The 25,953-nt window shown below is 72.3% G+C and carries 21 protein-coding genes and 2 pseudogenes; 11 read left to right on the top strand and 12 right to left on the bottom strand.

Annotation, left to right across the window (positions count from 1 at the left end; all coding sequences use genetic code 11):
• Positions 1-131 precede the first annotated feature (131 nt).
• Positions 132-896, top strand: coding sequence for an alpha/beta hydrolase (locus tag AB0J55_RS38330; protein WP_364260378.1), 765 nt, complete (start codon positions 132-134; stop codon positions 894-896).
• Here AB0J55_RS38330 and AB0J55_RS38335 read toward each other — a convergent pair.
• Both AB0J55_RS38335 and AB0J55_RS38340 read right to left on the bottom strand, forming a co-directional pair.
• The gene (locus AB0J55_RS38335; protein ID WP_364260381.1) at positions 862-1,833 is read right to left on the bottom strand and encodes a LysR family transcriptional regulator; all 972 of its coding nucleotides are present in this window, start codon (positions 1,831-1,833) and stop codon (positions 862-864) included. The genes AB0J55_RS38330 and AB0J55_RS38335 overlap by 35 nt on opposite strands.
• A 4-nt stretch (positions 1,834-1,837) precedes the next feature.
• Positions 1,838-2,278, bottom strand: coding sequence for a hotdog fold thioesterase (locus AB0J55_RS38340; RefSeq protein WP_004559050.1), 441 nt, complete (start codon positions 2,276-2,278; stop codon positions 1,838-1,840).
• A gap of 62 nt (positions 2,279-2,340) precedes the next feature.
• On the opposite strand from AB0J55_RS38340, the gene polA reads away from it, so the two are divergent.
• From polA to AB0J55_RS38360, 4 genes and pseudogenes are all read left to right on the top strand, one after another.
• Positions 2,341-5,082, top strand: coding sequence for a DNA polymerase I (gene polA / locus AB0J55_RS38345; RefSeq protein WP_364260385.1), 2,742 nt, complete (start codon positions 2,341-2,343; stop codon positions 5,080-5,082).
• A 101-nt stretch (positions 5,083-5,183) separates the two neighbouring features.
• On the top strand, positions 5,184-5,711 hold the full coding sequence (locus AB0J55_RS38350) for an EF-hand domain-containing protein (RefSeq protein WP_364260388.1): 528 nt from the start codon (positions 5,184-5,186) through the stop codon (positions 5,709-5,711).
• Between the two features lie 102 nt (positions 5,712-5,813).
• Complete coding sequence (locus AB0J55_RS38355; RefSeq protein ID WP_364260391.1) at positions 5,814-7,415, top strand: serine protease; 1,602 nt, start codon at positions 5,814-5,816, stop codon at positions 7,413-7,415.
• Positions 7,416-7,674: 259 nt separating this feature from the next.
• Positions 7,675-8,198, top strand: a pseudogene (locus AB0J55_RS38360) (integrase core domain-containing protein); the annotation flags it as partial.
• Positions 8,199-8,318: 120 nt separating this feature from the next.
• Here AB0J55_RS38360 and AB0J55_RS38365 read toward each other — a convergent pair.
• The 6 genes from AB0J55_RS38365 to AB0J55_RS38390 all read right to left on the bottom strand — a co-directional run bounded on the left by AB0J55_RS38365 (position 8,319) and on the right by AB0J55_RS38390 (position 14,291).
• Positions 8,319-8,891, bottom strand: coding sequence for a TetR/AcrR family transcriptional regulator (locus AB0J55_RS38365; protein ID WP_364260394.1), 573 nt, complete (start codon positions 8,889-8,891; stop codon positions 8,319-8,321).
• Positions 8,888-10,786 (bottom strand): YhgE/Pip domain-containing protein, encoded by a 1,899-nt coding sequence (locus AB0J55_RS38370; protein WP_364260397.1) that lies wholly within the window; start codon positions 10,784-10,786, stop codon positions 8,888-8,890. Before AB0J55_RS38370 ends, AB0J55_RS38365 begins: the two co-directional genes overlap by 4 nt.
• Entirely contained in the window at positions 10,783-11,478 is a 696-nt protein-coding gene (locus AB0J55_RS38375) for an ABC transporter ATP-binding protein (protein ID WP_364260400.1), read from the bottom strand. The genes AB0J55_RS38370 and AB0J55_RS38375 overlap by 4 nt, the downstream gene beginning before the upstream one ends.
• A 107-nt stretch (positions 11,479-11,585) precedes the next feature.
• On the bottom strand, positions 11,586-12,506 hold the full coding sequence (locus AB0J55_RS38380; protein WP_364260403.1) for a GNAT family N-acetyltransferase: 921 nt from the start codon (positions 12,504-12,506) through the stop codon (positions 11,586-11,588).
• Positions 12,507-12,528: 22 nt separating this feature from the next.
• Complete coding sequence (locus AB0J55_RS38385) at positions 12,529-13,443, bottom strand: GNAT family N-acetyltransferase (RefSeq protein WP_364260406.1); 915 nt, start codon at positions 13,441-13,443, stop codon at positions 12,529-12,531.
• Positions 13,440-14,291: a class I SAM-dependent methyltransferase gene (locus AB0J55_RS38390; RefSeq protein WP_364260408.1), complete on the bottom strand. Its 852-nt coding sequence runs from the start codon at positions 14,289-14,291 to the stop codon at positions 13,440-13,442. Before AB0J55_RS38390 ends, AB0J55_RS38385 begins: the two co-directional genes overlap by 4 nt.
• Positions 14,292-14,611: 320 nt before the next feature.
• Here AB0J55_RS38390 and rpsA point away from each other — a divergent pair, with 320 nt between their 5' ends.
• The gene (gene rpsA, locus AB0J55_RS38395) at positions 14,612-16,111 is read left to right on the top strand and encodes a 30S ribosomal protein S1 (protein WP_003098851.1); all 1,500 of its coding nucleotides are present in this window, start codon (positions 14,612-14,614) and stop codon (positions 16,109-16,111) included.
• Positions 16,112-16,274: 163 nt separating this feature from the next.
• Here the strand turns inward: rpsA and AB0J55_RS38400 are convergent, their stop codons facing one another.
• Positions 16,275-16,889: a TetR/AcrR family transcriptional regulator gene (locus AB0J55_RS38400; RefSeq protein WP_364260688.1), complete on the bottom strand. Its 615-nt coding sequence runs from the start codon at positions 16,887-16,889 to the stop codon at positions 16,275-16,277.
• A 162-nt stretch (positions 16,890-17,051) separates the two neighbouring features.
• Between AB0J55_RS38400 and AB0J55_RS38405 the strand changes: the two genes are divergently transcribed.
• Positions 17,052-17,495, top strand: a complete 444-nt coding sequence (locus AB0J55_RS38405; protein WP_364260411.1) for an OsmC family protein — start codon at positions 17,052-17,054, stop codon at positions 17,493-17,495.
• 40 nt (positions 17,496-17,535) lie between these two features.
• On the opposite strand, the gene AB0J55_RS38410 is transcribed toward AB0J55_RS38405, so the two are convergent.
• A complete protein-coding gene (locus tag AB0J55_RS38410; protein WP_364260414.1) occupies positions 17,536-17,784 on the bottom strand; it encodes a hypothetical protein in 249 nt (82 codons plus the stop codon).
• 128 nt (positions 17,785-17,912) lie between these two features.
• Here AB0J55_RS38410 and coaE point away from each other — a divergent pair, with 128 nt between their 5' ends.
• Positions 17,913-19,097, top strand: coding sequence for a dephospho-CoA kinase (gene coaE / locus AB0J55_RS38415; protein ID WP_364260417.1), 1,185 nt, complete (start codon positions 17,913-17,915; stop codon positions 19,095-19,097).
• Between the two features lie 2 nt (positions 19,098-19,099).
• Here the strand turns inward: coaE and AB0J55_RS38420 are convergent.
• Positions 19,100-20,602, bottom strand: a pseudogene (locus AB0J55_RS38420) (glycosyltransferase family 39 protein); the annotation flags it as partial.
• Positions 20,603-20,667: 65 nt separating this feature from the next.
• Entirely contained in the window at positions 20,668-21,186 is a 519-nt protein-coding gene (locus tag AB0J55_RS38425) for a DUF402 domain-containing protein (RefSeq protein WP_364260420.1), read from the bottom strand.
• 105 nt (positions 21,187-21,291) lie between these two features.
• On the opposite strand from AB0J55_RS38425, the gene AB0J55_RS38430 reads away from it, so the two are divergent.
• From AB0J55_RS38430 to uvrB, 3 genes are all read left to right on the top strand, one after another.
• Complete coding sequence (locus AB0J55_RS38430) at positions 21,292-22,851, top strand: DUF5685 family protein (protein WP_364260423.1); 1,560 nt, start codon at positions 21,292-21,294, stop codon at positions 22,849-22,851.
• A gap of 24 nt (positions 22,852-22,875) precedes the next feature.
• On the top strand, positions 22,876-23,274 hold the full coding sequence (locus tag AB0J55_RS38435; protein ID WP_364260426.1) for a carboxymuconolactone decarboxylase family protein: 399 nt from the start codon (positions 22,876-22,878) through the stop codon (positions 23,272-23,274).
• A gap of 208 nt (positions 23,275-23,482) precedes the next feature.
• On the top strand, positions 23,483-25,639 hold the full coding sequence (gene uvrB / locus AB0J55_RS38440) for an excinuclease ABC subunit UvrB (protein ID WP_364260691.1): 2,157 nt from the start codon (positions 23,483-23,485) through the stop codon (positions 25,637-25,639).
• The last annotated feature ends 314 nt before the right edge of the window (positions 25,640-25,953 follow it).

Raw genomic sequence — 25,953 nt, forward strand, 5'->3', positions numbered from 1 at the left:
GCTCCGGCGTGCGGGGCCGGTGCGCGTTTCCGGCGACAACCGGCGGTTGTCGCCGACGCCGGAAAGGCTGTTGGACCCGGCCCGCTCTCCGGCGGTTTCCTGGTGGGGAACCGAAAACGAAGGAGAGCGGGATGCAGATCGAGGGTGTGGCGGCGGGCGTGCCGTTCGTGGCGTTGCCGCCGGCGGACCGGGACGCGCCGGCCGCGCTGGTGGCCGGCTGGCACCTGATGGAGGAGCCGTCGAGCGAGCGGGCGTTCGCCGAAGCCGTGCCGATGGCGGGACTGCAGGCGTGGCGGGTCTACCTCGGCCTGCCGCTGACCGGGGCGCGGCTGCCCGAAGGCGGCCCGGCGGAGCTGTTCCGGCGGGCGAGTGAGGACGCCGTGCTCAACGTCTTCGAACCGGTCACCGAGCAGGCGGTGGCGGAGTTCCCGGCGGCGCTGGCGGACCTGCGGGACCGGCTGCCCGGCGCGGACGGCCCGCTCGGCCTCTTCGGCGGCTCGGCCGGCTCCCTGGTCGCGCTGGAGGTGCTCGCCCGCGGCGAGGTCCCGGTGGCGGCCGCCGCGGTGGTCAGCCCGGTGGCGCAGCTGGCGCCGGTGATCGGCCGCAACGAACGGCTCTTCGACGTCGTCTACCCGTGGACCCCGCGGTCCCGGGCCGTCGCCGGGCGCTACGACTACGTCGACCGGGTGGCCGAGCTGACCGCGCCGCTGCTGATCGTCACCGGCGCGGACGACGACGCCGCCGTGCGCGAGCCGGCCGAGGCGCTGCGCGCGAAGCTGGGCAGCGAGCTGGTGACCGTCGACGGGATGGGGCACGAATTCCCGCCGGGGACCCCGGAAGCGGCGCGCGTCGACGTCGCCTTCACGGAGTGGTTCGCGCGGCGGCTGCGAGGCTGACGTCGTCGTCCGGCAGCCACGTGTGGTCCGGGTCCTGGGCGCACCAGCCCTCTTCGCGGCTGGTGCGCCCGGCCAGGGCCAGCAGCCGCCGCAGCGCCGGGTGCGCCACGCCGCGCCGCCACACCAGCGACCACGGGAACAACGGCGACGGCTCGAACGGCAGCACCTTGAGGTTCAGCTCCGGCGCCAGTTCCATGTCGGCGCCGGCGAGGGTGACGCGCCGCTTGCCGTACCGCGTCTGCTCCAGGGTGTGGCGCAGGTCGTAGCTGACGCCGGAGTCGTCGATCGGCACCCCGAACCGGGTGCACATCGCCTGCAGGTAGGACAGCCACTCGGCGGGGCCGCGCAGGCCCGGCAGCCAGATCCCGTCGGCGCGCAGCTCGTCGAGCGGCAGCACGTCCTGCACCGCCAGCGGGTGCTCCGGCGCGAGCAGCGCGACCAGCGGCTCGAGCCGGACGACCCGGTGCTCCAGCTCATCGGGCAGCGGCCGCTCGCCACCGGCGACCCGGCCGAAGGCGGCGTCGAGCTCACCCGACAGCAGCGGCTCGACCGCGTTGGCGAACCCGCCACCGGCGACCCGGTCGATCTCCAGCGCCGGCTCGCGCTCGGCGAGGCGGCGGAGCAGGAACATGGGGGAGAGCCGGTAGTCGAGGACGTCGAGCCGCAGCGGCCGGTCTTCGCCGCCCACCGCGGCCACCGCCGCGTCGGCCACCCGCAGCAGCTCGCGCGCGTGCGGCAGGAACCGCTCGCCGTCGGCGGTCAGCTCGACCGCGCGGGGCGTGCGCAGGAACAACGGTGCCGCGAGGGTGTCTTCCAGCCTCCGGATCCGCTTCGACAGCGCCTGCTGGGTGAGGAACAGCGCCTGGGCGGCCCGCCCGAAGTGGCGGTGCTCCGCGGTCACCACGAACGCCCGCACCTGGGCGAGGTCGAGGTCCACCGGCTCAGGCGCCCGGCGGCCGGTCCCGGACCACGCAGGTGAGCCGCGCGGTGCAGGTGCGGCGGCCTTCGTCGTCGGTGAGCACGATCTCCGCGGTGATCGTGCCGCGGCCGACGTGCAGCGGCGTCGCCACCCCGGTGACCGTGCCCGAGCGGACGGCCCGGTGGTGCGTGCAGGACAGCTCCAGCCCCATCGCCGCCTTGCCCGGGCCGGCGTTGAGCGCGGCGACCGTGGAGCCGAGCGCTTCGGCGAGCACGGCGTTGGCGCCGCCGTGCAGCAGGCCGTACGGCTGGAGGTTGCCCTCGACCGGGATCGTGCCGACCACGCGTTCGGCCGTCGCCTCCAGCAGCTTCATCCCGACCTTGTCGTTCAGCTGCTGGTCCGCCGCCGCCGGGTCGATGCCCGACAGCCGCTCCACGTCGATGGGGGCGGCACTTTCCGTCACACAAAGCTCCTGTTCCTATGCGACACGTAAGAGTGTCGGACCCTCAGCCTAGACTCGGCCCCGTGAGCCCGAGTGAGAAGACGACCGTTGCCAACGCCACAGGATCCACCAGCCTCGCCGAGCGTCCGAAGCTGCTGCTGATCGACGGCCATTCGATGGCCTACCGCGCGTTCTTCGCCCTGCCCGCGGAGAACTTCAAGACGAAGACCGGGCAGGTCACGAACGCGGTCTTCGGCTTCACCTCGATGCTCATCAACCTCCTGCGCGACGAAGCGCCGACCCACCTCGCGGTGGCGTTCGACCTCTCGCGCAAGACGTTCCGCTCGGAAACCTACGCCGACTACAAGGCGAACCGCAGCACGACGCCGGACGAGTTCCGCGGCCAGGTCGACCTGGTCAAGGACGTCCTGCAGGTGCTCGGCATCCCGTCGCTGGTGAAGGAGAACTTCGAAGCCGACGACATCATCGCCACGCTCACGACACAGGCGACCGCGGACGGTTTCGACGTCCTCATCTGTACCGGCGACCGCGACGCGCTGCAGCTGGTCACCGAGCACGTCACCGTGCTCTACCCCAAGCGCGGCGTCTCGGAGATGACCCGCTTCACCCCGGACGCCGTCGAGGAGAAGTACGGGCTCACCCCGCAGCAGTACCCGGACTTCGCGGCGCTGCGCGGCGACCCGTCGGACAACCTGCCGAGCATTCCCGGTGTCGGTGAGAAGACCGCGGCCAAGTGGATCAAGCAGTTCGGCTCGCTCGACGACCTCATCGACCGCGTCGACGAGGTCAAGGGCAAGGTCGGCGACGCGCTGCGGGCGCACCTGTCCTCGGTGCAGCTCAACCGCCAGCTGACCGAGCTGATCCGCGACGTCGAACTCGAGGTCGCCCCGGCCGGGCTCGAGCTGCGCCCGTGGGATCGCGAAGCCGTGCACGCGCTGTTCGACGAGCTGGAGTTCCGCGTGCTGCGGGACAGGCTGTTCGCGACGCTGCAGAGCGCCGAGCCGGAGGCCGACGAGGGCTTCGAGGTCTCGGGTTCGGCGCTGGCTCCCGGAGCGCTGGGTGCGTGGCTGACCGCGCACGCGGGCGCCGGCGAGCCGGTGGCCCTGTCCTTCCGGGCGGTGGGCACGTCGGTCCGGTCCGACCTGCGGGCAGTGGCCTTCGCGACGTCCGACGGCGAAGGCGCGTACGTCGACGTCACGGCGATGGACCAGGCCGACGACGCGGCGCTCGCCGCCTGGCTCGCCGACCCGGCGATCCGCAAGACCGGCCACGACCTCAAGGTCCCGCTGCACGCGATCCGGGCCCGCGGCTGGGCCGTCGCCGGGCTCGCCATGGACACCGCGCTGGCGGCGTACCTGGTGCGGCCCGGGCAGCGCACGTTCGAGCTGGACGACCTCGCGCTGCGCTACCTGCACCGCGAGCTGCGCTCGGAGGCCGACGGCGGCGACGGGCAGCTGTCGCTGCTCGACGGCGGCGCGGAAGGCCTGGAGCAGAAGGAAATCCAGGACGAGCTGGTCAAGGCCCGCGCGATCTTCGAGCTGGCCGGCGCGCTCGACAAGGAGCTCGAGCAGATCGGCGGCGCGAAGCTGCTCGCCGAGCTCGAACTGCCGCTGCTGGAGGTGATCACCGAGCTGGAGATCGCCGGCGTCGCGGTCGACCTGGAGCAGCTGACGACCCTGGAGGCACACTACCTTTCGCGCGTCACCCAGGCCGCCGAAGAGGCGTACGCGGTGATCGGCAAGCAGATCAACCTCGGCTCGCCGAAGCAGCTGCAGGTCGTGCTGTTCGACGAGCTCGGCATGCCGAAGACCAAGCGCACCAAGACCGGCTACACCACCGACGCCGAGGCGCTGCAGGGCCTGTTCGAGAAGACCGAGCACCCGTTCCTGCAGCACATGCTGGAGCACCGGGACGCGACGAAGCTGCGCACCACCGTCGAGGGCCTGATCAAGTCCGTCGCCGACGACGGGCGCATCCACACCACGCTGCTGCAGACGATCGCGGCCACCGGACGGCTGTCCTCGACCGAGCCGAACCTGCAGAACATCCCGGTCCGCACCGAGGAAGGCCGCCGCATCCGCGACGCCTTCGTCGTCGGCGAGGGCTTCACCGAGCTGATGACCGCGGACTACAGCCAGATCGAAATGCGGATCATGGCGCACCTGTCCAAGGACGAGGGCCTCATCGAGGCGTTCAACAGCGGGGAGGACCTGCACACGTTCGTCGCCTCGCGGGCGTTCTCGATGCCGCCGGAGGAGATCACGCCGGAGCTGCGCTACCGCGTCAAGGCGATGTCGTACGGACTCGCGTACGGGTTGTCGGCGTACGGGCTTTCGCAGCAGCTGCGGATCTCGACCGAAGAAGCCAAGGAGCAGATGGAGGCGTACTTCGCGCGCTTCGGCGGCATCAGCGACTACCTCCACTCTGTGGTCGGCGAAGCGGCGAAGTGCGGCTACACGGAGACGATCTTCGGCCGCCGCCGCTACCTGCCGGACCTCAACAGCGACAACCGCCAGCGTCGCGAGATGGCCGAGCGGATGGCCCTCAACGCCCCGATCCAGGGCAGCGCGGCCGACATCATCAAGGTGGCGATGCTGAACGTCCACCGCGCGCTCGTCGAGGCGAAGCTGAAGAGCCGGATCCTGCTGCAGGTCCACGACGAACTCGTCCTCGAGGTCGCGGACGGGGAGAAGGAGCAGCTGGAGAAGCTGGTGCGCGAGGGCATGGGCTCGGCGTACGCCCTGGCGGTGCCGCTCGAGGTTTCGGTCGGCTACGGCCGCTCCTGGAACGAAGCGGCGCACTAGGTTCCGCTCACTCCGCGTCACGGCCCGGATCACCGGGTCGTGACGCGGGAGTACTCGGGCGGACGTCGCCGGGAGTCCCGGGCCGCGGCGATGCTGGCGCCATGGCCAGTGACTTCCAGCGGCGCAAGATCTCCGGCGTGTTCGGCGCCATGGACGCCGACGGTGACGGCTTCCTGACGGAGACCGACTTCCGGGCGCTCACCACGCGGTGGCTCGACCTCCGCGGCACCGACGCGAGCACGCCCGACGGGCGGCGCCTCACCGGCATCATGATGGGCTGGTGGGGCACCCTCGACGACGCTGCGGGCGGTGGCGGCAAGGTCGGCCTCGACCAGGTGCTGCAGGTCGTCGACGCCCTCCCGGCGATGCCGGGCGCGGTCACCGGCACGGCGGAGGCGATGTTCGAAGTTGTCGACGAAAACGGCGACGGTGTGATCTCCGCCGCCGAGTACGACCGCCTCATCGCGGCCTGGAACGGCGTCGGGACGCCGTCCGAGGACGTCTTCGCCCTCCTCGACACCGACGGCGACGGCCGCCTGTCGCGCGAGGAGTTCGTCGAGCACTGGTTCGAGTTCTGGGCGGGCGACGATCCGGCCGCGCCCGGCAGCCGCGTGTTCGGGCGACTGTGATCGGGCGTTGCGCCGAACGGACGACTCCGTTCGGGTGAGCCATTACCGCTGGGTAAGTGGGTCGGCGCCAACGCGTGGCGATCACGGCGTAGGGTCCGCCGAATGGGGTTCGAGCGTGAGCGACGACGCTGGCGGGTCCGGTTGCACGACGAACTCGGCCGGGTGTGCGGCGCGGGCACGGTACTGGACGAGTACCACGTGCTCACGAGCGCGCACGTCGTCGAGACCGCCGGTGGCCCGCGCGCCGCGTTGAGCGTCGATTTCGTCGGCCTGGCCGAGGCTTTGCCCGGCGCCGCGACCGTCGTCGAAGGCTGCTGGGTGCCCTCCGACGGCGGCGGCCACGGCGATCTCGCCCTGCTGCGCCTGGAACGGCCGGAATCCCGCGTGTTCCGCGCCCCGCTGCACCGCATGCCGCTGGGCGAGCACCAGCTCGTCCGCGCGTTCGGCTTCCCGCCGGGTTCGGTCGGCCGCTGGACGCACGCGCGGCTCGGCGGCCCGGAGCAGACCGGCGGCGAGTGGGTCCGCCTGTTCCGCACGGCCGAAGCCGAGCCGCTCGGCCCGGGCTTCGGCGGCACGGCGGTGCTCGACGAGGCGACCGGGCACGTCGTCGGCATGGTCGTCGGCAAGGACACCGGCACGTGGATGGTGCCGGTCGAAACGATGCTCGGTCACCTGCCCCAGCTGAGCATCTGGACCTCGGGCAGCCCGGCGGTCGACGCCAGCTTCTCGCGCCCGGTCGGCGAGGCCGTCGACGTGTCCTTCGTGCAGCGCGTCGCCGACTGGTTTTCCCGCGCGGAGCCGGGCACCGTCTGGGTGGTCGACACGGGCGAGGCCGGCTCGCCCGTCGCGGCGGCGCTGCGGTTCGGGATCGTCCTCGCCGACCGGGAACGTTCCCTCGGCGTGCCCGGCCTGCCGCCCGCGCTCGGCGAGATGCCGCCGCCGGGCAGCGTCGACCTCGCGGTCGACGCGACCGGCCGCACGGCCGACGCCGTCCGCCACCGCATCGCCGACCGGCTCACCAACGGAGTGGCGGGCCGCACGCTGGTCGTCGACGGGATCGACGACTCCGCCGAGCCTGACCGCCTGGTCGGCGAGGTGCTGGCCCCGCTGGCCGGCCGCGCGGCCGAGCTCGGCCTGCGTCTGCTGCTGGGGTTCCGCGAGGAGTCGTCACCGGGGGTGGCGGCGGTGAGGGCGAGCACGGGCCAGGCCCGCCCGGCCCCGGACGACCTCGCGGGCCGGCTTGAGGTGCTGACCCAGGCGGTGGCGGAGCTGGCGGAGATCGAGGCGTACCAGCTGCGCGTGGCCACGCGTTTCACGGGCGTCGCGATGCTGCCGGCCCGCGCACAACGGCTTCGCGGAGCACTCAAGCAGCTCCGATCGGCCGAGGTGGACGGCGACGCGGAGTGGGTGGAGCGCCACATCGACAGCCACGAGCACGCGGTGGCCCCGGCGGTCGAGGACGGCCGCCGCCAGCGAGCGGTCCTCGACGGCTTGGTGGCCCGCCGCGAGGAGCTGCGAGCCCGCCTGGCCGGCGACCACGAACTGGCCCGCGAGCACGGGCTGGTGGGGGACCCGGAGATCGAGCAGGCGTACATCCCGGCGAAGAGGCTGCTGATCGACGGCCCCTGCGAGCTGACGGCAGCGGCCACGGCGGTCGATACCTACGCGGCGGCGGTCCGGGCCCGGATCGAGGACCGCGGCTGATCCGGTTGCCGGGCGCCGGAATTGTCGGTGCCGACCGGTAGCGTGGAAATCGGGGGGCGCCCCCGCGGCCGGGCAGATGGCCGCGCTCGAGCGGCTTCCGGCGCGCCCGAATTGTCGGTGCCCTCCGGTAGCGTAGGTGTGATGTCCAGGAACGTTGTCCCGAGTTGAGGTGACCTGGTGACGGCCTGTCGTGCAGACAGGTGAAGGCCTCCGGATGTGAAGTCGGGCCAGGCGGTATCGCGCCGAAGGTGTGGCTGGGATGACCGACCGCAGCAGCCGTCCCCACGACAGCCCGAACCGCACCCTGCTCCGATAGTGCGGCAGATCGCGCGACTGCGGTGGCGGCAGCGGCTGGGCCCGGTCCAGATCGGTGGCCGGCTCGGGCTACCTGCCTCGACGGTGCACGCGGTGCGGGTGCGCTGCCGGATCAACTGGCTGTCCCGCATCGACCACTCCCGCGTCGCCTACGCCGAAATTCACACCGACGAAACCGCCGCCACCGCCACCGCGGTACTGCACCGGGCAGTCGCCTGGTTCGCCGAGCTGGGGATCACCCCGAAACGGACCCGGCCTTATCGGCCGCAGACCAATGGCAAGATCGAGAGGTTCCACCGCACCCTGGCCGACGGGTGGGCCTACGCCCGTTTCTGCCCATCGGAGACCCTGCGGCGGGCGGCGCTACCAGGCTGGCTGCACTTTTACCATCACCACCGACCCCACAGCTCAACCGGCGGCAAACCGCCGGTCACCCGGCTGACCAATCTCCCTAGACATCACACGTAGGGAACGGGGGCGCCCCCGCGGCCGCCACCCGCCCGCGAAGCGCCACCCCGCGGGCACAGCGGCCGGCGGGGCCTCATGTCCGGCGACCCCGCGGGAAACCGGAGGCGTCCGAGCCGTGCGTCAGCGGCGACCGAGACCGCGGATCAGCACCATCACCGCGTCCCGCACCTCCGCGCGGGTCCGCTGCGGCCCGAACACCTGCCAGTCCAGGGCCACCACGAGCATCGTCCCGAACAGCCCGGCCGCCGCCGTCGGGATCTGGACCCCCTCCGGCAGGCGGCCGGCGGACTCCAACCGGGACAACTGCTGCTTCACGATCGAGATGATCTCCTCGCGCAGCAACGACAACGTCCCGTGCCACTGGCCCGGCGTCCGCCACAGCTCGCTCACCAGGATCTGCGAGAACCCCGGGTACTGCGCGATGAACTCCAGCGTCGTGTCGACCTGGGCCTCGATGACGTCCAGCGGGTCCGCGGAAGACACCGCGTCCCGCAGCCGGGAAGCCAGCATGTCCACGCCGTACCGCAGGAGCGCGTCGACCAGGCCGTCCTTCGACCCGAAGTTGTAGTACACCGTGCCCTTCGCGACGCCGGCCGCCGCCGCGATGTCGTCGACCGTCAGGCCCACCAGGCCCCGGCTCTTCGAGAGCTCCAGCGTGGCCTCGAAGAGCTTCTGCTTCGTCCCGCCGCTCACAGGCTCAGCTCGGGCTTGAGGGCCGACACCGTCCAAACGCGACGCTTGCGGGCGGCCAGCGTCGACACGAGGATCCCGCCCACCAGGTAGGCCAGCAGCACGCCGATGTCGCCGAGCAGCCGCCCGGTGGAGGCGCCGCTGTAGAACAGGTGGCGGAAGCCGTCGATCGCGTACCCCATCGGCAGCACCACGTGCAGCGGGTACAGCGCGTCCGGGATCGTCTGCCACGGGAACGTCCCGCCCGCGCTGACCAGCTGCAGCACCAGCAGTACCAGGCCGAGGAACTTGCCGACCGCGCCGAAGAAGGCGTTGAGCGCGTGCACCACCGACGTGAACGTCAGCGACACCAGCACCGCGAACCCGATCGCCTCCAGCGGGTGGGCGATGTGGATGCCGACCAGCCAGGTCACCGCGCCGAACAGGACGACCACCTGCGCGATGCCCAGCAGCGCCGAAGACAGCCAGCCGCCGACGGCGACCCGGAACGGCGCCGCGCCCGCGGTCAGCGCGCGCGTGGAGAGCGGGCGCAGGATCAGGAACAGCACGAACGCGCCGATCCAGGTGGCCAGCGAGATGAAGAACGGCGCGAGGCCGGCGCCGTACGTCCCGGCCGACGCCTCGCCGTTGGCGTTCACCGCCACCGGGTCCGCGATCGTGTTGGCCGTCGCGCTGCGCGTCGGGTCGTCGGGGTTCGGGATCTGCTGGAGGCCGGCCGCGAGCCCGTCGCGCAGCTTCACCGCGCCGTCCGCGAGCTGGTTCGTGCCGGTGACCGCGGTCTTCTCGCCGTCGCTCAGCTGCGACGCCCCGTCCTTCAGCTGGTTCGCGCCGTCGGACGCCTGCGCGATGCCGCTCGCCAGTTGCGGGGACGCGGCGGCGAGCTTGGCCGCGCCGTCGGACACCTGGCGGGCGCCGTCGGCCAGCTTCGCGAGGTCGCCGTTGGCCTGCTGGATCTTGCCGTTGGCCTGGTCGACGGGGGAGCGCAGCTGGTCGGCCTTCGCCAGGATCGCCTCCACCTGGGTCTCCGGCACACCCGCGCTGCGCAGGTCCGTCTGCAGCTGGCTGCGGTAGGAGTCCAGCTTGCCCTGGATGTCGGACGACGCCGTCGCGGCGATGGAAGCCGCGTCGGCGACCTTCTGGTCCCCAGCGGCCACTTGGGAAGCGCCGTTGGCCAGCTTCTGCGTCTGCGAAGGCAGGTCGGCGGTGGCGCTCTTCAGCGTGCCCAGGCCGGTCGCGAGGGTCGACGAGCCGTCCGCCAGCTTGGCGGCGCCGTCGGCGAGCTTCTGCTGGCCCGTCTTGAGCTGCGTGGCCCCGTCGGCGAGCTGCGACGCACCGTTCGACGCCTCCTGGATCTTGGCGTAGATCGTGGAGAAGCCGACCAGGAACCGGTCCGCGGCCTCGCTGCCGACCTTCTCCGCGATCGTCTTGCGCACCTGCTCGGCGACCTGTTTCGCGATCGTGCCGGACAGGTAGTTGTTGGCGTCGTTGGTGGTCAGCGTGATCGTCGCCTGCTGCGGCTGGAAGTTGCCGACCGACAGCAGCGCGGCGGAGAAGCCGCTGGGGATGCCGATGGCGAACGAGTACTTGTCGTCGCGGACGCCGTCGCGGGCCTCCTGCTCGGACACCTCGTGCCACTGGAACGTGCCGGACTTGACCAGCTCGTCGGTCACTTCGCGGCCGACGTTGCGCTGCTGGCCGCTGGCGTCCTTCGCGCCGGTGTCGCTGGTGAAGACGGCGGCGGGCAGCTTGTCGAGGCGGCCGTACGGGTCGTAGTTGGCGTAGAGGTAGAAGGACGCGTAGAGCAGCGGCACCAGCACGAGCGCGACCAGCGCGAGCTTCGGCAGGGTGCCGGTGGAGAGGCGGCGCAGCTCGTTGCGCGCGATCCGGAAGGCGTTCATTCGGGGTCTCCGTCAGTGCTCGCGGGGAGCTCTTCGGTGGGTTCGGGGGCGGCGGGGGGAGCACAGTGCTGCGGCTCCGGCTGCTCCGCCGCGCCGAGGAGCGCGGGGGTGCCGGGCAGCGCGGACGGCGGCGTCGTCGCGGTCAGCACGACCACGGCCAGGCCGCGCCCGGCCTGCTCGCGCGCCGGCCCGGCCCAGCTCTCGACGTCGCTGGTGTGCCGGTCGGGCGTGTCGAGGACGAGCACGCGCACGCCCTTGCGCTCGGCGGCCAGCTCGGTCAGCAGCCGCGTACGCAGGGCGGGGGTGAGGTTCTCGAACCGCGTGCCGGCGAACGGCGCGGCGTCGTGGCCGGCCAGCCAGCGGGCGACGTCCTCCTTGCCCGCCGGGCGGTGCGCCAGCGCCAGCTCCTCGCCGACGACCACGCGCAGCGGCAGGGCGTCGTCGGGTTCGCTGACCCCGGGGGCGTCGACGACGGCGACGAGCTCGGTCAGCGGCGTGTCGACGCCCTCGGCGTGCACGGTGCCGGTGGTCGGCTTCAGGCGGCCGGCCAGCGCGAGGCCGAAGGCGGTGACACCGACGCCGGGTTCGCCGTGCACGATCGCCAGGTCGCCCTCGCCGAAGGTCAGCGAGGTGGGCGGTAACAAGGTGCCGTGGTGCCCCTCGAGGGACACCCGATCGGCTCGGACCTGCACGGTTTCTCCCGCTTCGAGAACTTTTGAACTGACCGGTCAGTTCAAAAGCTAGTCCCGTGGGGAGGTGGCGGCAAGATCACCGGACGCACGTCACACTTGTGGGTGGCTCACCGGAGCGCCGCCGCCGGGCGCACCTCCCACGTCGTCCACAACGGACGGTAGCCCTGCCGGTGCCAGAACACCGAAGACAACGGGTTGGTCGGGTTGTAGTAGAGGTAGGTCCGGGTCGCGCCGCCGCGGTGCAGCTCCCGGTGCACGTGGGCCATCAGGGCCCGGCCCAGCCCGCTGCCGCGCTCACCGGGTGCCGTCACGACGTTGTTCACGTACCCCCAGCGCCCCGGCGGCAGCAACTCGCCCGCTTCGCTGCCCGGCACCGCGTCGACCCACGCGCAGTGCGCGAACGCCCGGGTCTCGCCGTCCGCTTCGGCCAGCCAGACGGACGGCTCGTCCTCGGCGAGGGCCGCCCGCAGGGACGGCGCCAGCAACTCTGCCGTGTTGTCGCGGCGGGGCGCCGCGACGAGCCCGGTGTAGTCGAACGTCGCCGCCGCCAGGTCCAGGGCCGCGGCGAAGTCGCCGGGGCCGGCCCGGCGGATCGTCACGCCCGGCTCGGCTGCGGGCGGGGGAGCGGTCCGCACGCCGACCGCCGACAACGGGACGAGACCGTGGTCGAGGAACGCGCGGATCGCTTCGGCGTCCCGGCTGGGCCAGACGACCACGCACGCCGAGTCGTCCCCGGTCTCCTCGGCGGTGAGCCGGGCCTTGAGCGCCCGCAGCAGCAGGTCGGCGCCTTCGGTGCCGGTCGCGCCGAAGTACGGGAAGAGCTGCCAGGTATCGGCGGCCGACCACAGCATCGGGACGTCGCCGGGCGCCAGCCGCTGCCGCTGCAGCACGCCGGTGACCTGCGTGCCGTCGGCGGTCGCCGCGTCCAGGCGCTCGCCTTCGGCCGGGGGCGCGGCGGGCGGCAGCAGCGCGTCGACCGCGGCGAACCGCGCGCGGTGGGCGGCGAGCAGCGGCTCGGCGATGTCCATGGTGCCCCCTCGTGGCGTGCGGTCAGGACCAGGCCGGGCGCCGGATCCACATGGTCCACAGTGGACGATAGCCCTGCCGGTGCCAGAACACCGGCGAAAGCGGGTTCGCCGGGTGGTAGAAGAGGAACGTCCCGCGCGTCCCGGGCCGGACCAGCTCCCGGTGCGCCACCGCCATCAGCGCCCGGCCGACCCCGCCGCCGCGGGCCGCGGGCGCGACCGACAGCGTGTCGACGTACCCCCAGCGGCCCGGGAGCAGCCGCCCGTGGATGCTGTCTCCCGGCGCGGGCGAGGCCAGCGCGCAGGCGGCCATGCCCGTCGGCACGCCGTCGTCCTCCGCCAGCCAGACCAGCCCGCTGAACCGCAGCGAGCGGACGACTTCCGCGCGCAGCAGCGCCCGGGCGCCCGGCCTCGGCACCGCGGTGCCGACCAGCGACGTGTAGCGCCACTCCGCCAGCCGCAGCTCGGTCAGCGCGTCGACGTCACCCTCGCCGGCGCGGCGGACGGTCACCGTCGCCGGCCCCGGCTCGCCGGGCGGGTCCGGAGGCCGCACCGCCAGGCACGTCATCGGCGCGAACCCGTGCGCCAGCAGCACCGCCGACGCCTCGGCGTCGCGGCTCGGCCAGGTCAGCGTGCAGCCCGAGTCCGGGCCGGCCGGTGTCCCGCGCAGCCGCTCGCGCCACGCACCCAGCAGCGCGGCCAGGCCGGCCGCGCCGCTGTCGCCGGGCACCGCGGTCAGGTCCCGGATCTCCGACGGCCCCCAGAGCGTCGGCCAGGACCCCGGCGCGTGCACCGCGTGCGTCAGCAGGCCGCCCGCCCGGCGCTCGCCCGCCGTCACCAGCAGGGGCTCGCTTGACGCCGACGGCGGGGCCGTGATCGGCGGGAGCAGCGGGTCGAGCGCGGCGAACCGGGCGTTCTGCTGCGCTTCGAGGGAGTTCACGACCGGTGCGTGCGGAAGATCGCGGTGCCCGGGAAGAGCTTGCCGCGCAACGGGCTCCACTGGCCCCAGACCCGCGTGTGCCCGGCCGGCCACTCGGGCTCGACCAGGTCGGTGAGGGTGAACCCGGCGCCGGACAGCGCGCGCACGTAGTCGCCGAGGGTGTGGTGGTACTCCACGTAGGTCGCGGTGCCTTCGTCGTCGACCTCGACGTAGGGCGTGCGGTCGAAGTACGGCTGCGTGACGGTGAGCCCCTGCGGGCCCGGGTCGTCGGGGAAGATCCACCGCATCGGGTGAGTCACCGAGAACACCCACGGCGCACCCGGCCGCAGCACCCGGTGCACCTCGGCGAACACCGCGTCCACCGAAGCCACGAACGGGATCGCGCCGAAGGCCGAGCACGCCGCGTCGAAGCTGCCCGAAGCCAGCGGCAGGTGCTCGGCGTTGGCCTGCACCAGCGGGACGGCCAGGCCGGTGCGCGCGTTGCCGTCGCGGGCGTGGCGCAGCATGCCGGCGGACAGGTCGGTCGCCACGGCGTGCGCGCCTTCGGCGGTGAGCCAGCGCGCGCAGGCGGCCTGCCCGCAGCCGACCTCCAGCACGCGCTTGCCCCGGACGTCGCCGAGCAGCCGCGCGTCGGCCTCCCGGACGCCCTCCGGGCACCAGACGAAGTCGGCGTCGCCGAGGAACCGGCCGTGCTCGGCCTGGTAGTCGTCGGCGTCGGCGTCCCACCAGGCGAGGTTGGCCGCCGCGGCTTCGGCCCCGCCGACCTCGCGGTAGGCGACCGCGGTGGTGCCCAGCCGGTGCTCGGCGGCGTCGTGGCGCCCCGGCGCGGGCGCCTCCTCCGGTGGCATGATGGGGTCTCCGGTCCTGGTGGCTGCTACCTGTTCCACCTGCATCCTCGGGCGTGCGGTTTGCTTCCGCGAGGACCTTAGCGAGCCAGGGGGACCCTGATTGTGCCGCCTAGCGGCTGCCGCGTAGGATAAGTGTTAGCGCAGTGGGTTCGCGCTGCCTTCCGCTCAGCTTCTGGTTGGGACTCGGGTCGCGCACCGTATGCGGGGTCAATGCCGCGGTCGTTCACTGGTGGACGTTTGCTCGCAGGGTCGTCGCATGCTCTCCCATCGCGCCGACAACTGCCAACCCTCGATTCCCATCCACCGGAGCAACCCGCCTAATGACCACCGACACCGCCACCGCCCCGACCGCCCCCACCGGGCCCCAGCAGGTCGCCATCAACGACATCGGGTCGGAGGAAGACTTCCTCGCGGCGATCGACAAGACGATCAAGTACTTCAACGATGGCGACATCGTCGAAGGCACGATCGTCAAGGTCGACCGCGACGAGGTCCTGCTCGACATCGGCTACAAGACCGAGGGTGTCATCCCCTCGCGTGAGCTCTCCATCAAGCACGATGTCGACCCGGCTGAGGTTGTCACCGTCGGCGATGAGGTCGAAGCCCTGGTCCTCCAGAAGGAGGACAAGGAAGGCCGTCTGATCCTGTCCAAGAAGCGCGCGCAGTACGAGCGCGCCTGGGGCACGATCGAGGAGCTCAAGGAGAAGGACGAGCCCGTCAAGGGCACCGTCATCGAGGTCGTCAAGGGCGGCCTCATCCTGGACATCGGCCTGCGCGGCTTCCTCCCCGCGTCCCTGGTCGAGATGCGCCGCGTGCGCGACCTGCAGCCGTACGTCGGCCGCGAGCTCGAGGCGAAGATCATCGAGCTGGACAAGAACCGCAACAACGTGGTCCTGTCCCGCCGCGCCTACCTGGAGCAGACCCAGTCCGAGGTGCGCAGCGAGTTCCTCAACGCGCTCGCCAAGGGCCAGGTCCGCAAGGGCGTCGTGTCGTCCATCGTCAACTTCGGTGCCTTCGTGGACCTGGGTGGCGTCGACGGCCTGGTGCACGTCTCCGAGCTGTCCTGGAAGCACATCGACCACCCGTCCGAGGTCGTCGAGGTCGGCCAGGAGGTCACGGTCGAGGTCCTGGACGTCGACATGGACCGCGAGCGCGTCTCGCTGTCGCTGAAGGCGACCCAGGAAGACCCGTGGCGCCAGTTCGCCCGCACCCACGCGATCGGCCAGATCGTGCCGGGCAAGGTCACCAAGCTGGTTCCGTTCGGTGCGTTCGTCCGCGTCGAAGAGGGCATCGAGGGTCTGGTCCACATCTCCGAGCTGGCCGAGCGCCACGTGGAGATCCCGGAGCAGGTCGTCCAGGTCAACGGCGACGTCATGGTCAAGGTCATCGACATCGACCTCGAGCGCCGTCGCATCTCGCTGTCGCTGAAGCAGGCGAACGAGGGTGTCACGCCGGACACCGAGTTCGACCCGACCCAGTACGGCATGGCCGCCGAGTACGACGCCGAGGGCAACTACATCTACCCCGAAGGCTTCGACCCGGACACCCAGGAGTGGCAGGAAGGCTTCGACAAGCAGCGTGAGGAGTGGGAGCGCCAGTACGCCGAGGCGCACACTCGTTACGAGGCCCACATGAAGCAGGTCCAGAAGGCCGTCGAGGCCGACGCCGAAGCGGCGGCGGACGCGGCGACCGGCATCGAGGGTGGCGCGGAAAGCTACACCTCGGGCTCGGCCCCGGCCGACTCCAAGAGCAGCGGTGGCACCCTCGCCTCCGACGAGCAGCTCGCGGCGCTCCGCGAGAAGCTCTCCGGCGGTGCGTGAGCACTGAGGCTTATTCTGGTTAGGCCGCCGTGCCCCGCACGCGGACCGCTGATCACCGCAGAAGTCATGCGGCGGCCGACGGCTGAATAAGCCTCACTAGCTCTCTGAGCTGAACGAAGAACCCCCGGTCCCGAGTGGACCGGGGGTTCTTCGTTGCCGGGGTTCAGCGGTTGCGCAGGCCGAGGCCGGCCATCATCGCGCTGACCCCCTGCCGGTACATCTCCTCGTTGGCCTCTTCGGTCGGCGGGATGAACCAGTCCGCCAGCGGCCGGCGCGAGGCCAGCATCAGTTCCGAGCCGACCAGGCCGTGCATGGTCGTCCACAGCTGGTAGGCGGTGGACCGGGCGTCCGCTCCGGGCGGGCAGACCCGCTGGACCCGGGCGATGAAGAGGGAGAACGTCGTCCGCAGCACCGCCGACCGCAGCGCCGGATCGGGATCGAACCCGGGGACCGGCCGCTCGAACATCAACGCGTAGCGGGTCGGGCTCTCCCGGGCGAAGGTCCGGTACTCCAGCGCGAGGTGCAGCAGATCCCCGACGCCGTCCTCGCTCGACGGCGGCAGGCTCTCCAGCAGTTCCCGCAGCGAGTCGAAGGTGCGCTCGTACAGGGCGTCGAGCAGGCCCGCGCGGCCGCCGAAGCGGGCGTACACCGAGAGCGTCGACGCGCCGGCCGCTTCGGCCACCCCGCGCACGGTCAGCCCCGGGACACCCCGGTTCACCAGCACCGACAAGGCGGCATCGAGGTAGCGCTCGCGGCCGCCCTGATCGGCGGCCCGCATCGGCAAGTGCCTGGTGGCCACGGCGCACCCCCTTCGCGGCAGCCCGGCGCAAGCGGCGTCCGGGTGACTCACCCGCTGCAGAAGATACGATATCCGCGGCGTCTTGGGAATGTTCGCCGATGTCCGGATCCGCGCGCACCGACACTGGAGGGCCGACGCCCGATGGACCACCCCGAGCCCGGCACCGTCGTCGTCACCGCGAGCGGCGACGGCACCTACACCCAGCAGGTCACGACGGCGACCCACGAGCTCCTCGTCGACGAGCCGGTCGCGGTCGGCGGCGGCGACGCCGGCCCGAACCCGTACGAGCTCCTGCTCGCGTCGCTCGGTTCGTGCACGGCGATCACGCTGCGGATGTACGCCGACCGCAAGGGCATCCCGCTGACCCGCGCGACGATCCGGCTGCGTCACGACCGCATCCACGCCGAGGACTGCGCGAGGTGCGAAACCGAGCGGGGCATGCTCAGCCGGATCACCCGCGAGATCACCCTCGAAGGGGACCTCGACGACGACCAGCGCGCCCGGCTGATGCTGATCGCCGACAAGTGCCCGGTGCACCGGACGCTGTCGTCGGAGATCGCGATCGAGACGCGCGAAACCCGCTGACCCCCGGTTCGGGGGTTCGGGGGGCGAAGCATCGGTGGTCTCAGGCGGCGCGCATGGTGACCGCGGCCGGGCGGGCCGGGCTCACCGACGGCACCCAGATGCGTTCGAGGGCCGCGGCGCGGGCCTTGCGGCGGAGGCCGGCGAAGCTGTGCTTGGCCGGCACCAGCAGGGTGCTCAGCCAGGTTCGGTGGTAGTCCGCCAGCGCGTCGGCCACCGGGCGATGGACAAGGCAGTGCACCAGCCCCGGCGTGCCGAGCCGGTGCCTCCCGACGTGCTTGCTGTCCGCCATCGTTCCTCCGCGTGGACGTCTTCGTCGCGGGCACCGTACGCACTCGCGCCGGTCCACGTGGGTAAGCAACACGGCGTGTCCGGATATCGGTTGAGTCACGCGCTCCGAGCGTGACTAGGGTGATCGTCATGTTGCGCGTGGGGTTGACGGGTGGGATCGGGGCCGGGAAGTCGACCGTGGCGAACCGGCTCGCCGAACACGGGGCCGTGCTGGTGGACTCCGACCGGATCGCGCGGGAGGTGGTCGAGCCCGGGACCGAGGGGCTCGCCCGGCTGACCGCCGAGTTCGGCCCGGAGATCCTGGCCGCGGACGGCTCGCTCGACCGGCCCGCGCTCGCCGCGAAGGCGTTCGCCGACGACGAGTCGCGGCGCCGGCTGAACGCGATCGTGCATCCCCTGGTCGGCGCCCGGACCGGGGAGCTGATGGCGGCCGCGAAGCCGGACGCGATCATCGTCCACGACATCCCGCTGCTGGTCGAGAACGGTCTCGCCACGGCGTACCACCTGGTCGTGGTGGTCGACGCGCCGGTCGAGGTGCGGGTGCGGCGGCTGGTGTCGGCGCGCGGCATGGCCGAAGAGGATGCGCGGGCGCGGATCCGGGCGCAGGCGAGCACCGAGCAGCGCCGCGCCGTCGCCGACGTCTGGCTCGACAACGGCGGAGCCGAAGACGCCGTGCTCGCCGAGGTCGACGCGCTCTGGGCGGACCGGCTGGTGCCGTTCGAGGCGAACGTCCGGCTGCGCCGGCCGCGGCCGCCGATGGCGCCGAAGATCGCCGACTACGACCTGACCTGGCCCGCCCAGGCCGAGCGGGTGCTGGCCCGGGTCCGCGCCGCGGCGGGGCAGCTCGCCCGCCGCGCCGACCACATCGGGTCCACGGCCGTGCCCGGCCTGCCCGCCAAGAACATCCTCGACCTGCAGCTCACCGTGTCCACATTGGACGACGCGGACACGCTCGGCGACCTGCTGGCGGACGCCGGGTTCCCGCGCTTGTCCGGCGACTGGGCCGACGACGCCCAGGACGGCGCCGGGACGTGGCCCAAGCGCATGCACGTCGGCGCCGATCCGCGGCGCCCGGTCAACCTGCACGTCCGCTCGGCGGAGACGCCCGCGTGGCGGCTGGCTCTCCTCTTTCGCGACTACCTGCGGGTGAACCCGGACGAGCGTGACGACTACCGCGACGTCAAGCTGCGGCTGGCCGCGGCGCACGCCGCCGACCCCACGTTCGAGGCGTACGCCGACGAGAAGCAGGAGTTCGTCAACGGCGTGTTCGCCCGCGCCGAGAAGTGGGCGGCGGCCACCGGCTGGACGCCCTGAGCGCGCATGTCCTTGAGCTGCGGCCAGATTCCGGCCCAGCTCCCCACCCGGCCGGTGAGCAGCCAGACCGGCATGTGCTCGCTCGTGTTGCGCACGCCGAGCCGGTTGCCGACCTCCCCGACGATCCTTGCGTCGCCGAAGTGCTTCGCGATCTTCGACGGGTCGTAGCCGACGAAGAGCACGTTGCGGGTGTCTTCGGCAGGACGGCCGAAGTACCAGAAGCCGCGGCTGGGGCTGGACGCCTCGGGCAGGCCGCGTTCCGGTCCGTAGCGGTCGAGTGCGCCCGCCTGCCAGTACCCGCCGGTGACGATCGCCGTGTCCGGCGGCGCCGTCCGGTACAGCGTGGCGACGTCGGCGGCGAGGTCCGGCCGGCCGACCTCTTCGGCCGCGTAGGCGGGCCGCGGCGCGCCCGGGTGCTCGACCAGCCAGTGCACCGGCCAGACCGGGAGCGTGTACGGCAGGCTGAACATGGCGGACAGCACGAACACCGGCCACGCCGGTACCCACCGCCACCACCGGGCGGGCTCACGCGCTTCGAGGTGGACGGCGGCGGCCGCCCACAGCACGCCGAACGTCCCGGCCGCGTAGTAGTACCGCCCGTTCGCGACCAGGAAGACCGCGACGACGCCGAGCGCCGTCCAGCCGAGGAACCGGTAGGGCCGCAGCTGCCTGCTCCCCAGCAGCACGGCGACGCCGTAGAGGACGCCGAGCGCGCCGATCACCCAGCCGGCACCGGCGAGCAGGTCCGGCACGAAGCTCGCGCGGCCGCCTGCGGCGTCGACCTCGGCGCCGACGGCGTCGCCCATGTCCAGCTGCGGCCAGCCGTTCGCGCGCTGCCAGAGCAGCGTGGGCACCAGGGAAGCGGCGGCGATCAGCGCGCCCAGCCACAGTTTCGGGCGGCGCAGCAGCTCCCGCGGTCCGAACACGAGCACCGCGAGCCCCGCCACCGCCCAGAACGCGGCGATGAGCAGCTTGCCGTTGAGCGCCACCGCCGTCACGACGCCGAGCCAGACCAGCAGGGCGTCGTTGCGGGTGCGGACCCAGCGGACCACGAGCCACAGCACGAGCGTCCACAGCAGCGGGTCGATCGTCGACGTGGCGAGGTAGTGGCCGCTGCCGACGAACTGCCCGCAGATCGCGTACGCCGCCGCGGCGCGGGCCTGCGCCTTCCGCCGCCCGCCGAGCTCGCGGGCGATCAGCGCGGTGACGACGACCCCGGCGGCGGTGGCGGCGATCGCGGGCAGCCGGAACACCACGAGCGAACCGGGGGCGAGGGTGTTCATCGCCCAGGCGAGGGCGGGCACGAGCGGCGGTTGATCGGCGTAACCCCAGGCCAGGTGCCGTCCGGCGGCGAGGAAGTACAGCTCGTCGCCGAAGTAGCCGTAGCGGCCGGCGGTGAGCAGCAGCGCGGTGGCCGTGCCCGCCGCGAGCAGCAGGACCGGGAGCCGGGCGAACGGTGCGAGCTCGGCTTCGGCCTGGTCGGGGGCCGTGGCCACGGCGTCCATCGTGCTCCTGTTCCTCGTCGGCGCCGGTCTTCCCGCACCCTACGTGCGGGCCGGCGCCGACGGGGTCAGGGGTGCCGCCGCCAGGTCAGCGCGATGTCGAGGGTGGCCAGCCAGGCGGCGAGGTCGTAGCCGTGCGCGGCCAGCCCCTCGACGGCGGTGTAGGTGGTCTTCAGGGCGTACTCGGCCTCTTCGGCGGTGACCAGGCCCGCTTCGAGGGCCTGGAGGAGCTCGTCGGTGTCGATGACCCGCAGGGAGAGCTTGTCCTTGAGCACGATGTCGACGTAGAGGTCGGTGGCGACCCAGCGCGGGCCGTCGCGGTGGACGCGGACGACGTCGAGGTAGAAGTCCTGGTCGCGTTCGTGGCCGGGGGAGAACCAGAAGTCGGTGAAGCGCAGGCCGAGCCCGGGCACCAGCCACGACTCGAGGTAGTGGAACTGGGCGCGGCCCGGGGTCGGGCGGGCGAGGTACAGGCCGAACGGCTCCTCGCGGAACTCCTCGACCTCCCGCAGGATGCCCTTCGGGTCGATGTTCGCGCGCGCGGCGGGGTCGAAGACCTCGACCTTCGGGGGGTGCAGTGCGGCCATGCGGGTCATCCTGCCGGGCCGGTCACGAAACGCGAACTCCCGCCCCGGGCGTCACGCGTTCGGGCTAAGGTGCGCCGAGTTTCGGGCGATCGAGGGGGACTGGGGATGTTCGGGATCATCCGGCCGTGCCGCCACCGGCTGGCCGCCGGCCTGTACGCGGACTGGCAGGCCCACCTGTGCGGGCTGTGCCTCACGCTGCGCGACGAACACGGCCAGCTGGCCCGGGTGGTCACCAACTACGACGGCCTGATCATTTCGGTGCTGGTCGAGGCCCAGACCCCCCGGGCGGACGGCCGGCGCGAAGCGGGCCCGTGCCCGTTGCGCGGCATGCGCACGGCATCGGTGGCCCGCGGCGAAGGAGCCCAGCTGGCGGCGGCGGTGTCCCTGGTGCTGGCGGCGGCGAAGGTCGGCGACCACGTCGAGGACGGCGACGGCGCATACGGCAGGCGCCCGGTGGCTGCGGCAGCGCGCCGGGTCGCGGCCCGCTGGGCTTCGCAGGGCCACCGCACAGGCGGGCGCGTCGGGTTCGACACGTCGGTGCTGACAGAGGCGGTCTCGGGCCAGGCGGCACTGGAGTCGTCGGTGCGCCTCGGTGATTCGCCGCTGGTGGCGACGGAACCGGCCGAGCGAGCCACGGCGGCGGCGTTCGCCCGGACGGCGGAGCTGGCGGGACGGCCGGGCAACGTGGCCCCGTTGCGGGAGGCGGGCCGCCTGTTCGGCCGGGTGGCCCACTTGCTGGACGCGGTGGAGGACTACGCGGCGGACGCGGCGGTGGGCGCGTGGAACCCGTTGGTGGCGACGGGGACGGGGATGGCGGAGGCCCGGCGGTTGTGTGATGACGCGGTGATGGGGGTGGAGCTGGCGTTGCGGGAGGCGGAGTTCGCGCAGCCGGCGCTGGTGCACGCGCTGCTGGTGCACGAGCTGCGGCAGGCGGTGCGACGGGCCTTCGGTCACGGCTCGGCTCACGCCCATGGCTCGCGGCCAGGGGCGGGTTCATCCTCCGGCCAAGATCTGCTGCCGGGGCAAGGCTCTTCGGCTGGGCAATGCTCGCTGCCCGCCCACGGCGATTTGCGGCAGCTGGGCGAGCCGGTCGGCCAGCAGCCGCCGCCCGGGTGGATCGGGCCGGGGCCGACCCCGCAGCAGCACCCGCACCAGACTCCGCCCGGCTGGATCGGGCCCGGACCTTCGCCGCAGCAGCACCCGCACCAGGTGCCGCCCGGCCGGGGCGCTTCCCCGCGGCCGCACGGGTTTCCGCCGCCGGGTCCGGTTCCGCCGCCAGGAGCTCCCGGTCCGGGTGGCCCCGGCGGTCCGAATGGGCCTGGCGGGCGCGGCCCGGGTGGGCCGGGCGGTCCCAATGGCCCCGGGGGACCCGGAGGCCCTGGCGGACCCGGCGAACCTGGAGGCCCCAAGGACCCCAATGACCCCGGCAAGCACGACAAGCCCGAGTTCTACGACGGCAAGGGCGGCGGTCTCTGGTACCCGAAATTCGCCGTCCCCCCGAAGAAGCGCAACTTCTTCCTCGGCTGCGCCCTCACCCCCTACATGTGCTGCACCTGCCAGTTCTGCTGCCGCGATCCCTATCCTGGCCCCTGGAGCGGAAAACCGGTGACCACGTGCGACGGCTGCGACGGCGACTGTTGCAGCTGTTGCGACTGCAGCTGCTGAGGGGGGCAGAACAAGACCGAACCCATGGCCGGCCTCCACGACCGCGGACGCGAAAACTTCGCCGGGCTGGTCGAAGGCGGTAAGGCGCGCCTCGACGCACTCTTCGCCACCGTCCCGGCGCTCGGCGAGCTGGCCGTCGGCACGGTCTACGGCCACCTGCACGAACGCCCGGCCTTGGACGCCCGCACCCGCGAAGCCGCGACGCTCGCCGCCATCGTCGCCGCCGGGATGGTCGGCCCGCCGCTCAGCGTGCACCTCCGCACCGGGCCGGCCTCGGGCCTGTCGCCCGCGGAGATCTGCGAAGTCGTCGTCCAGACCGCCGCGTTCGCCGGGTTCCCGCGCGCCGTTGCGGCCGCCGACCAGCTGAACCGCCTCTTCGAAGGCCACGGCCTGCCGATCCCCGCCCCCGCCGTCCGCGCGTGAGGTGGTGCTCGCGCACCTGGCGGCGCCCGGCGGCGAGGTCGCCGAGGTCCAGGCGACCGGCCCCGACCGCGTGCTGGTCTCGTGCTTCGGCGACGACGCCGTCCTGCACTGCGCCGTCGACGGCTCCGATGTCACGTCCGTCACGGTGTTCCGGGCCCCTGACCTGGCCCGACGGAAATTGTCGGTGGGTCGGCCTACTCTTGTGGACGTGGCTTTCGCAACCGAACACCCCGTGCTCGCCCAGTCCGACTTCCGGCCCGTCTCGGAGATCCCCCGGACCGGCGGCCGGTTCGAGGTGGTCAGTGACTACCAGCCCGCCGGTGACCAGCCGGCGGCCATCGACGAGCTCGAACGCCGGATCAAGGCGGGCGAGAAGGACGTCGTGCTGCTCGGCGCCACCGGCACCGGCAAGTCGGCGACGACGGCGTGGCTGATCGAGCGCGTCCAGCGGCCGACGCTGGTCATGGCGCCGAACAAGACCCTCGCCGCCCAGCTGGCGAACGAGCTGCGCGAGCTCTTCCCGCACAACGCGGTCGAGTACTTCGTCAGCTACTACGACTACTACCAGCCCGAGGCGTACATCGCGCAGACGGACACCTACATCGAGAAGGACTCGTCGATCAACGACGACGTCGAGCGGCTGCGGCACTCGGCGACGATGAACCTGCTGTCGCGGCGGGACGTCATCGTGGTCGCCAGTGTGTCCTGCATCTACGGCCTCGGCACGCCGCAGTCCTACCTCGACCGGTCGTCGAAGCTCGCGGTCGGCATGCAGCTGGACCGGGACGTCTTCCTGCGCGCGCTGGTCGACGTCCAGTACACGCGCAACGACATCGCCTTCGCGCGGGGGACGTTCCGCGCGCGGGGTGACACGGTCGAGATCATCCCGGCGTACGAGGAGCTCGCGATCCGCGTCGAGTTCTTCGGCGACGAGGTCGAGAAGCTGTACTACCTGCACCCGCTGACCGGGGACATCGTCAAGGAGGTCGACGAGGTCCGGATCTTCCCGGCGACGCATTACGTCGCCGGCCCGGAGCGGATGGAAAAGGCGATCCAGGGCATCGAGAAGGAGCTCGAAGAGCGCCTGGCGGAGCTGGAGAAGCAGGGCAAGCTGCTGGAAGCGCAGCGGCTGCGGATGCGCACGGCCTACGACATCGAGATGATGCGCCAGGTCGGCTTCTGTTCCGGCATCGAGAACTACTCGCGCCACATCGACGGCCGCGGCCCGGGTTCGGCGCCGGCGACGCTGATCGACTACTTCCCGGACGACTTCCTGCTGGTGATCGACGAGTCGCACCAGACGGTCCCGCAGATCGGCGGCATGTACGAAGGCGACATGTCCCGGAAGCGCAACCTGGTGGAGTACGGCTTCCGCCTCCCGAGCGCGGTCGACAACCGGCCGCTGACGTGGGAGGAGTTCTCCGACCGGATCGGCCAGACGGTGTACCTGTCGGCGACACCGGGCCCGTACGAGATGGGCCAGGCCGGCGGCGAGTTCGTCGAGCAGGTGATCCGGCCGACGGGCCTGGTGGACCCGAAGGTGGTCGTGAAGCCGACCGAGGGCCAGATCGACGACCTGGTGCACGAGATCCGCGAGCGGGCGGACAAGGACGAGCGCGTCCTGGTCACGACGCTGACGAAGAAGATGGCCGAGGACCTGACGGACTACCTGCTGGAGCTGGGCATCCGGGTGCGCTACCTGCACTCGGAGGTCGACACGCTGCGCCGGGTGGAGCTGCTGCGCCAGCTGCGTGCGGGCGACTTCGACGTGCTGGTCGGCATCAACCTGCTGCGCGAGGGCCTCGACCTCCCGGAGGTCTCGCTGGTGGCGATCCTCGACGCGGACAAGGAGGGCTTCCTGCGAAGCGGGACGTCGCTGATCCAGACGATCGGCCGCGCAGCCCGGAACGTCTCGGGCGAGGTCCACATGTACGCGGACAAGATCACCGAGTCGATGCAGCACGCGATCGACGAGACGGACCGCCGCCGCGAAAAGCAGGTGGCGTACAACAAGGCGCGCGGCGTCGACCCGCAGCCCCTGCGGAAGAAGATCGCGGACATCCTCGACCGCGTGTACAGCGAGGCGGAGGACACCGAGCAGGTCTCGGTGGGCGGCTCGGGCCGCAACTCCTCACGCGGCAAGAAGCCGGAGCAGGGCGACCGCGTGCGCAGCTCGGGAATGCTGGTCGACAAGGACGTGTCGGCGATGCCCCGCGCCCAGCTGGCGGACCTGATCCAGCAGATGACGGACCAGATGATGCAGGCGGCGAGGGACCTGCAGTTCGAGCTGGCGGCCCGCCTGCGGGACGAGATCTCGGACCTGAAGAAGGAGCTGAGGGGAATGGACGCGGCCGGCATCAAGTAGCGCCGGCGCCGGATCGGACCCAGGCCGCCGGGCCGGCGGCAGGTTGGCTGGGCCTCCGGTCCAGGAGGGCGAAGCAGCCGACGCGGCACGGCAAGGACACCGCGCAAAACCGGGACCGACAGCCACACCTCGCCCTGCATCCCGATCCGAAGCCCCAACACGGCCAGCAGCACCGGGTCAAGGCACGCTTTCCCGCCTTGACGCGGTGCTGCTGGCCGTAGTCACAATGGGCCATCGGGATGGAGGGCCCACCCAAAGCAGGATTGCTCCCACAACGGAACCGGCGGCCGCCAAACCAGGCCAACCCGTCCGAA

The sequence above is a fragment of the Amycolatopsis sp. NPDC049688 genome (assembly GCF_040674975.1).
Taxonomy (GTDB): domain Bacteria; phylum Actinomycetota; class Actinomycetes; order Mycobacteriales; family Pseudonocardiaceae; genus Amycolatopsis.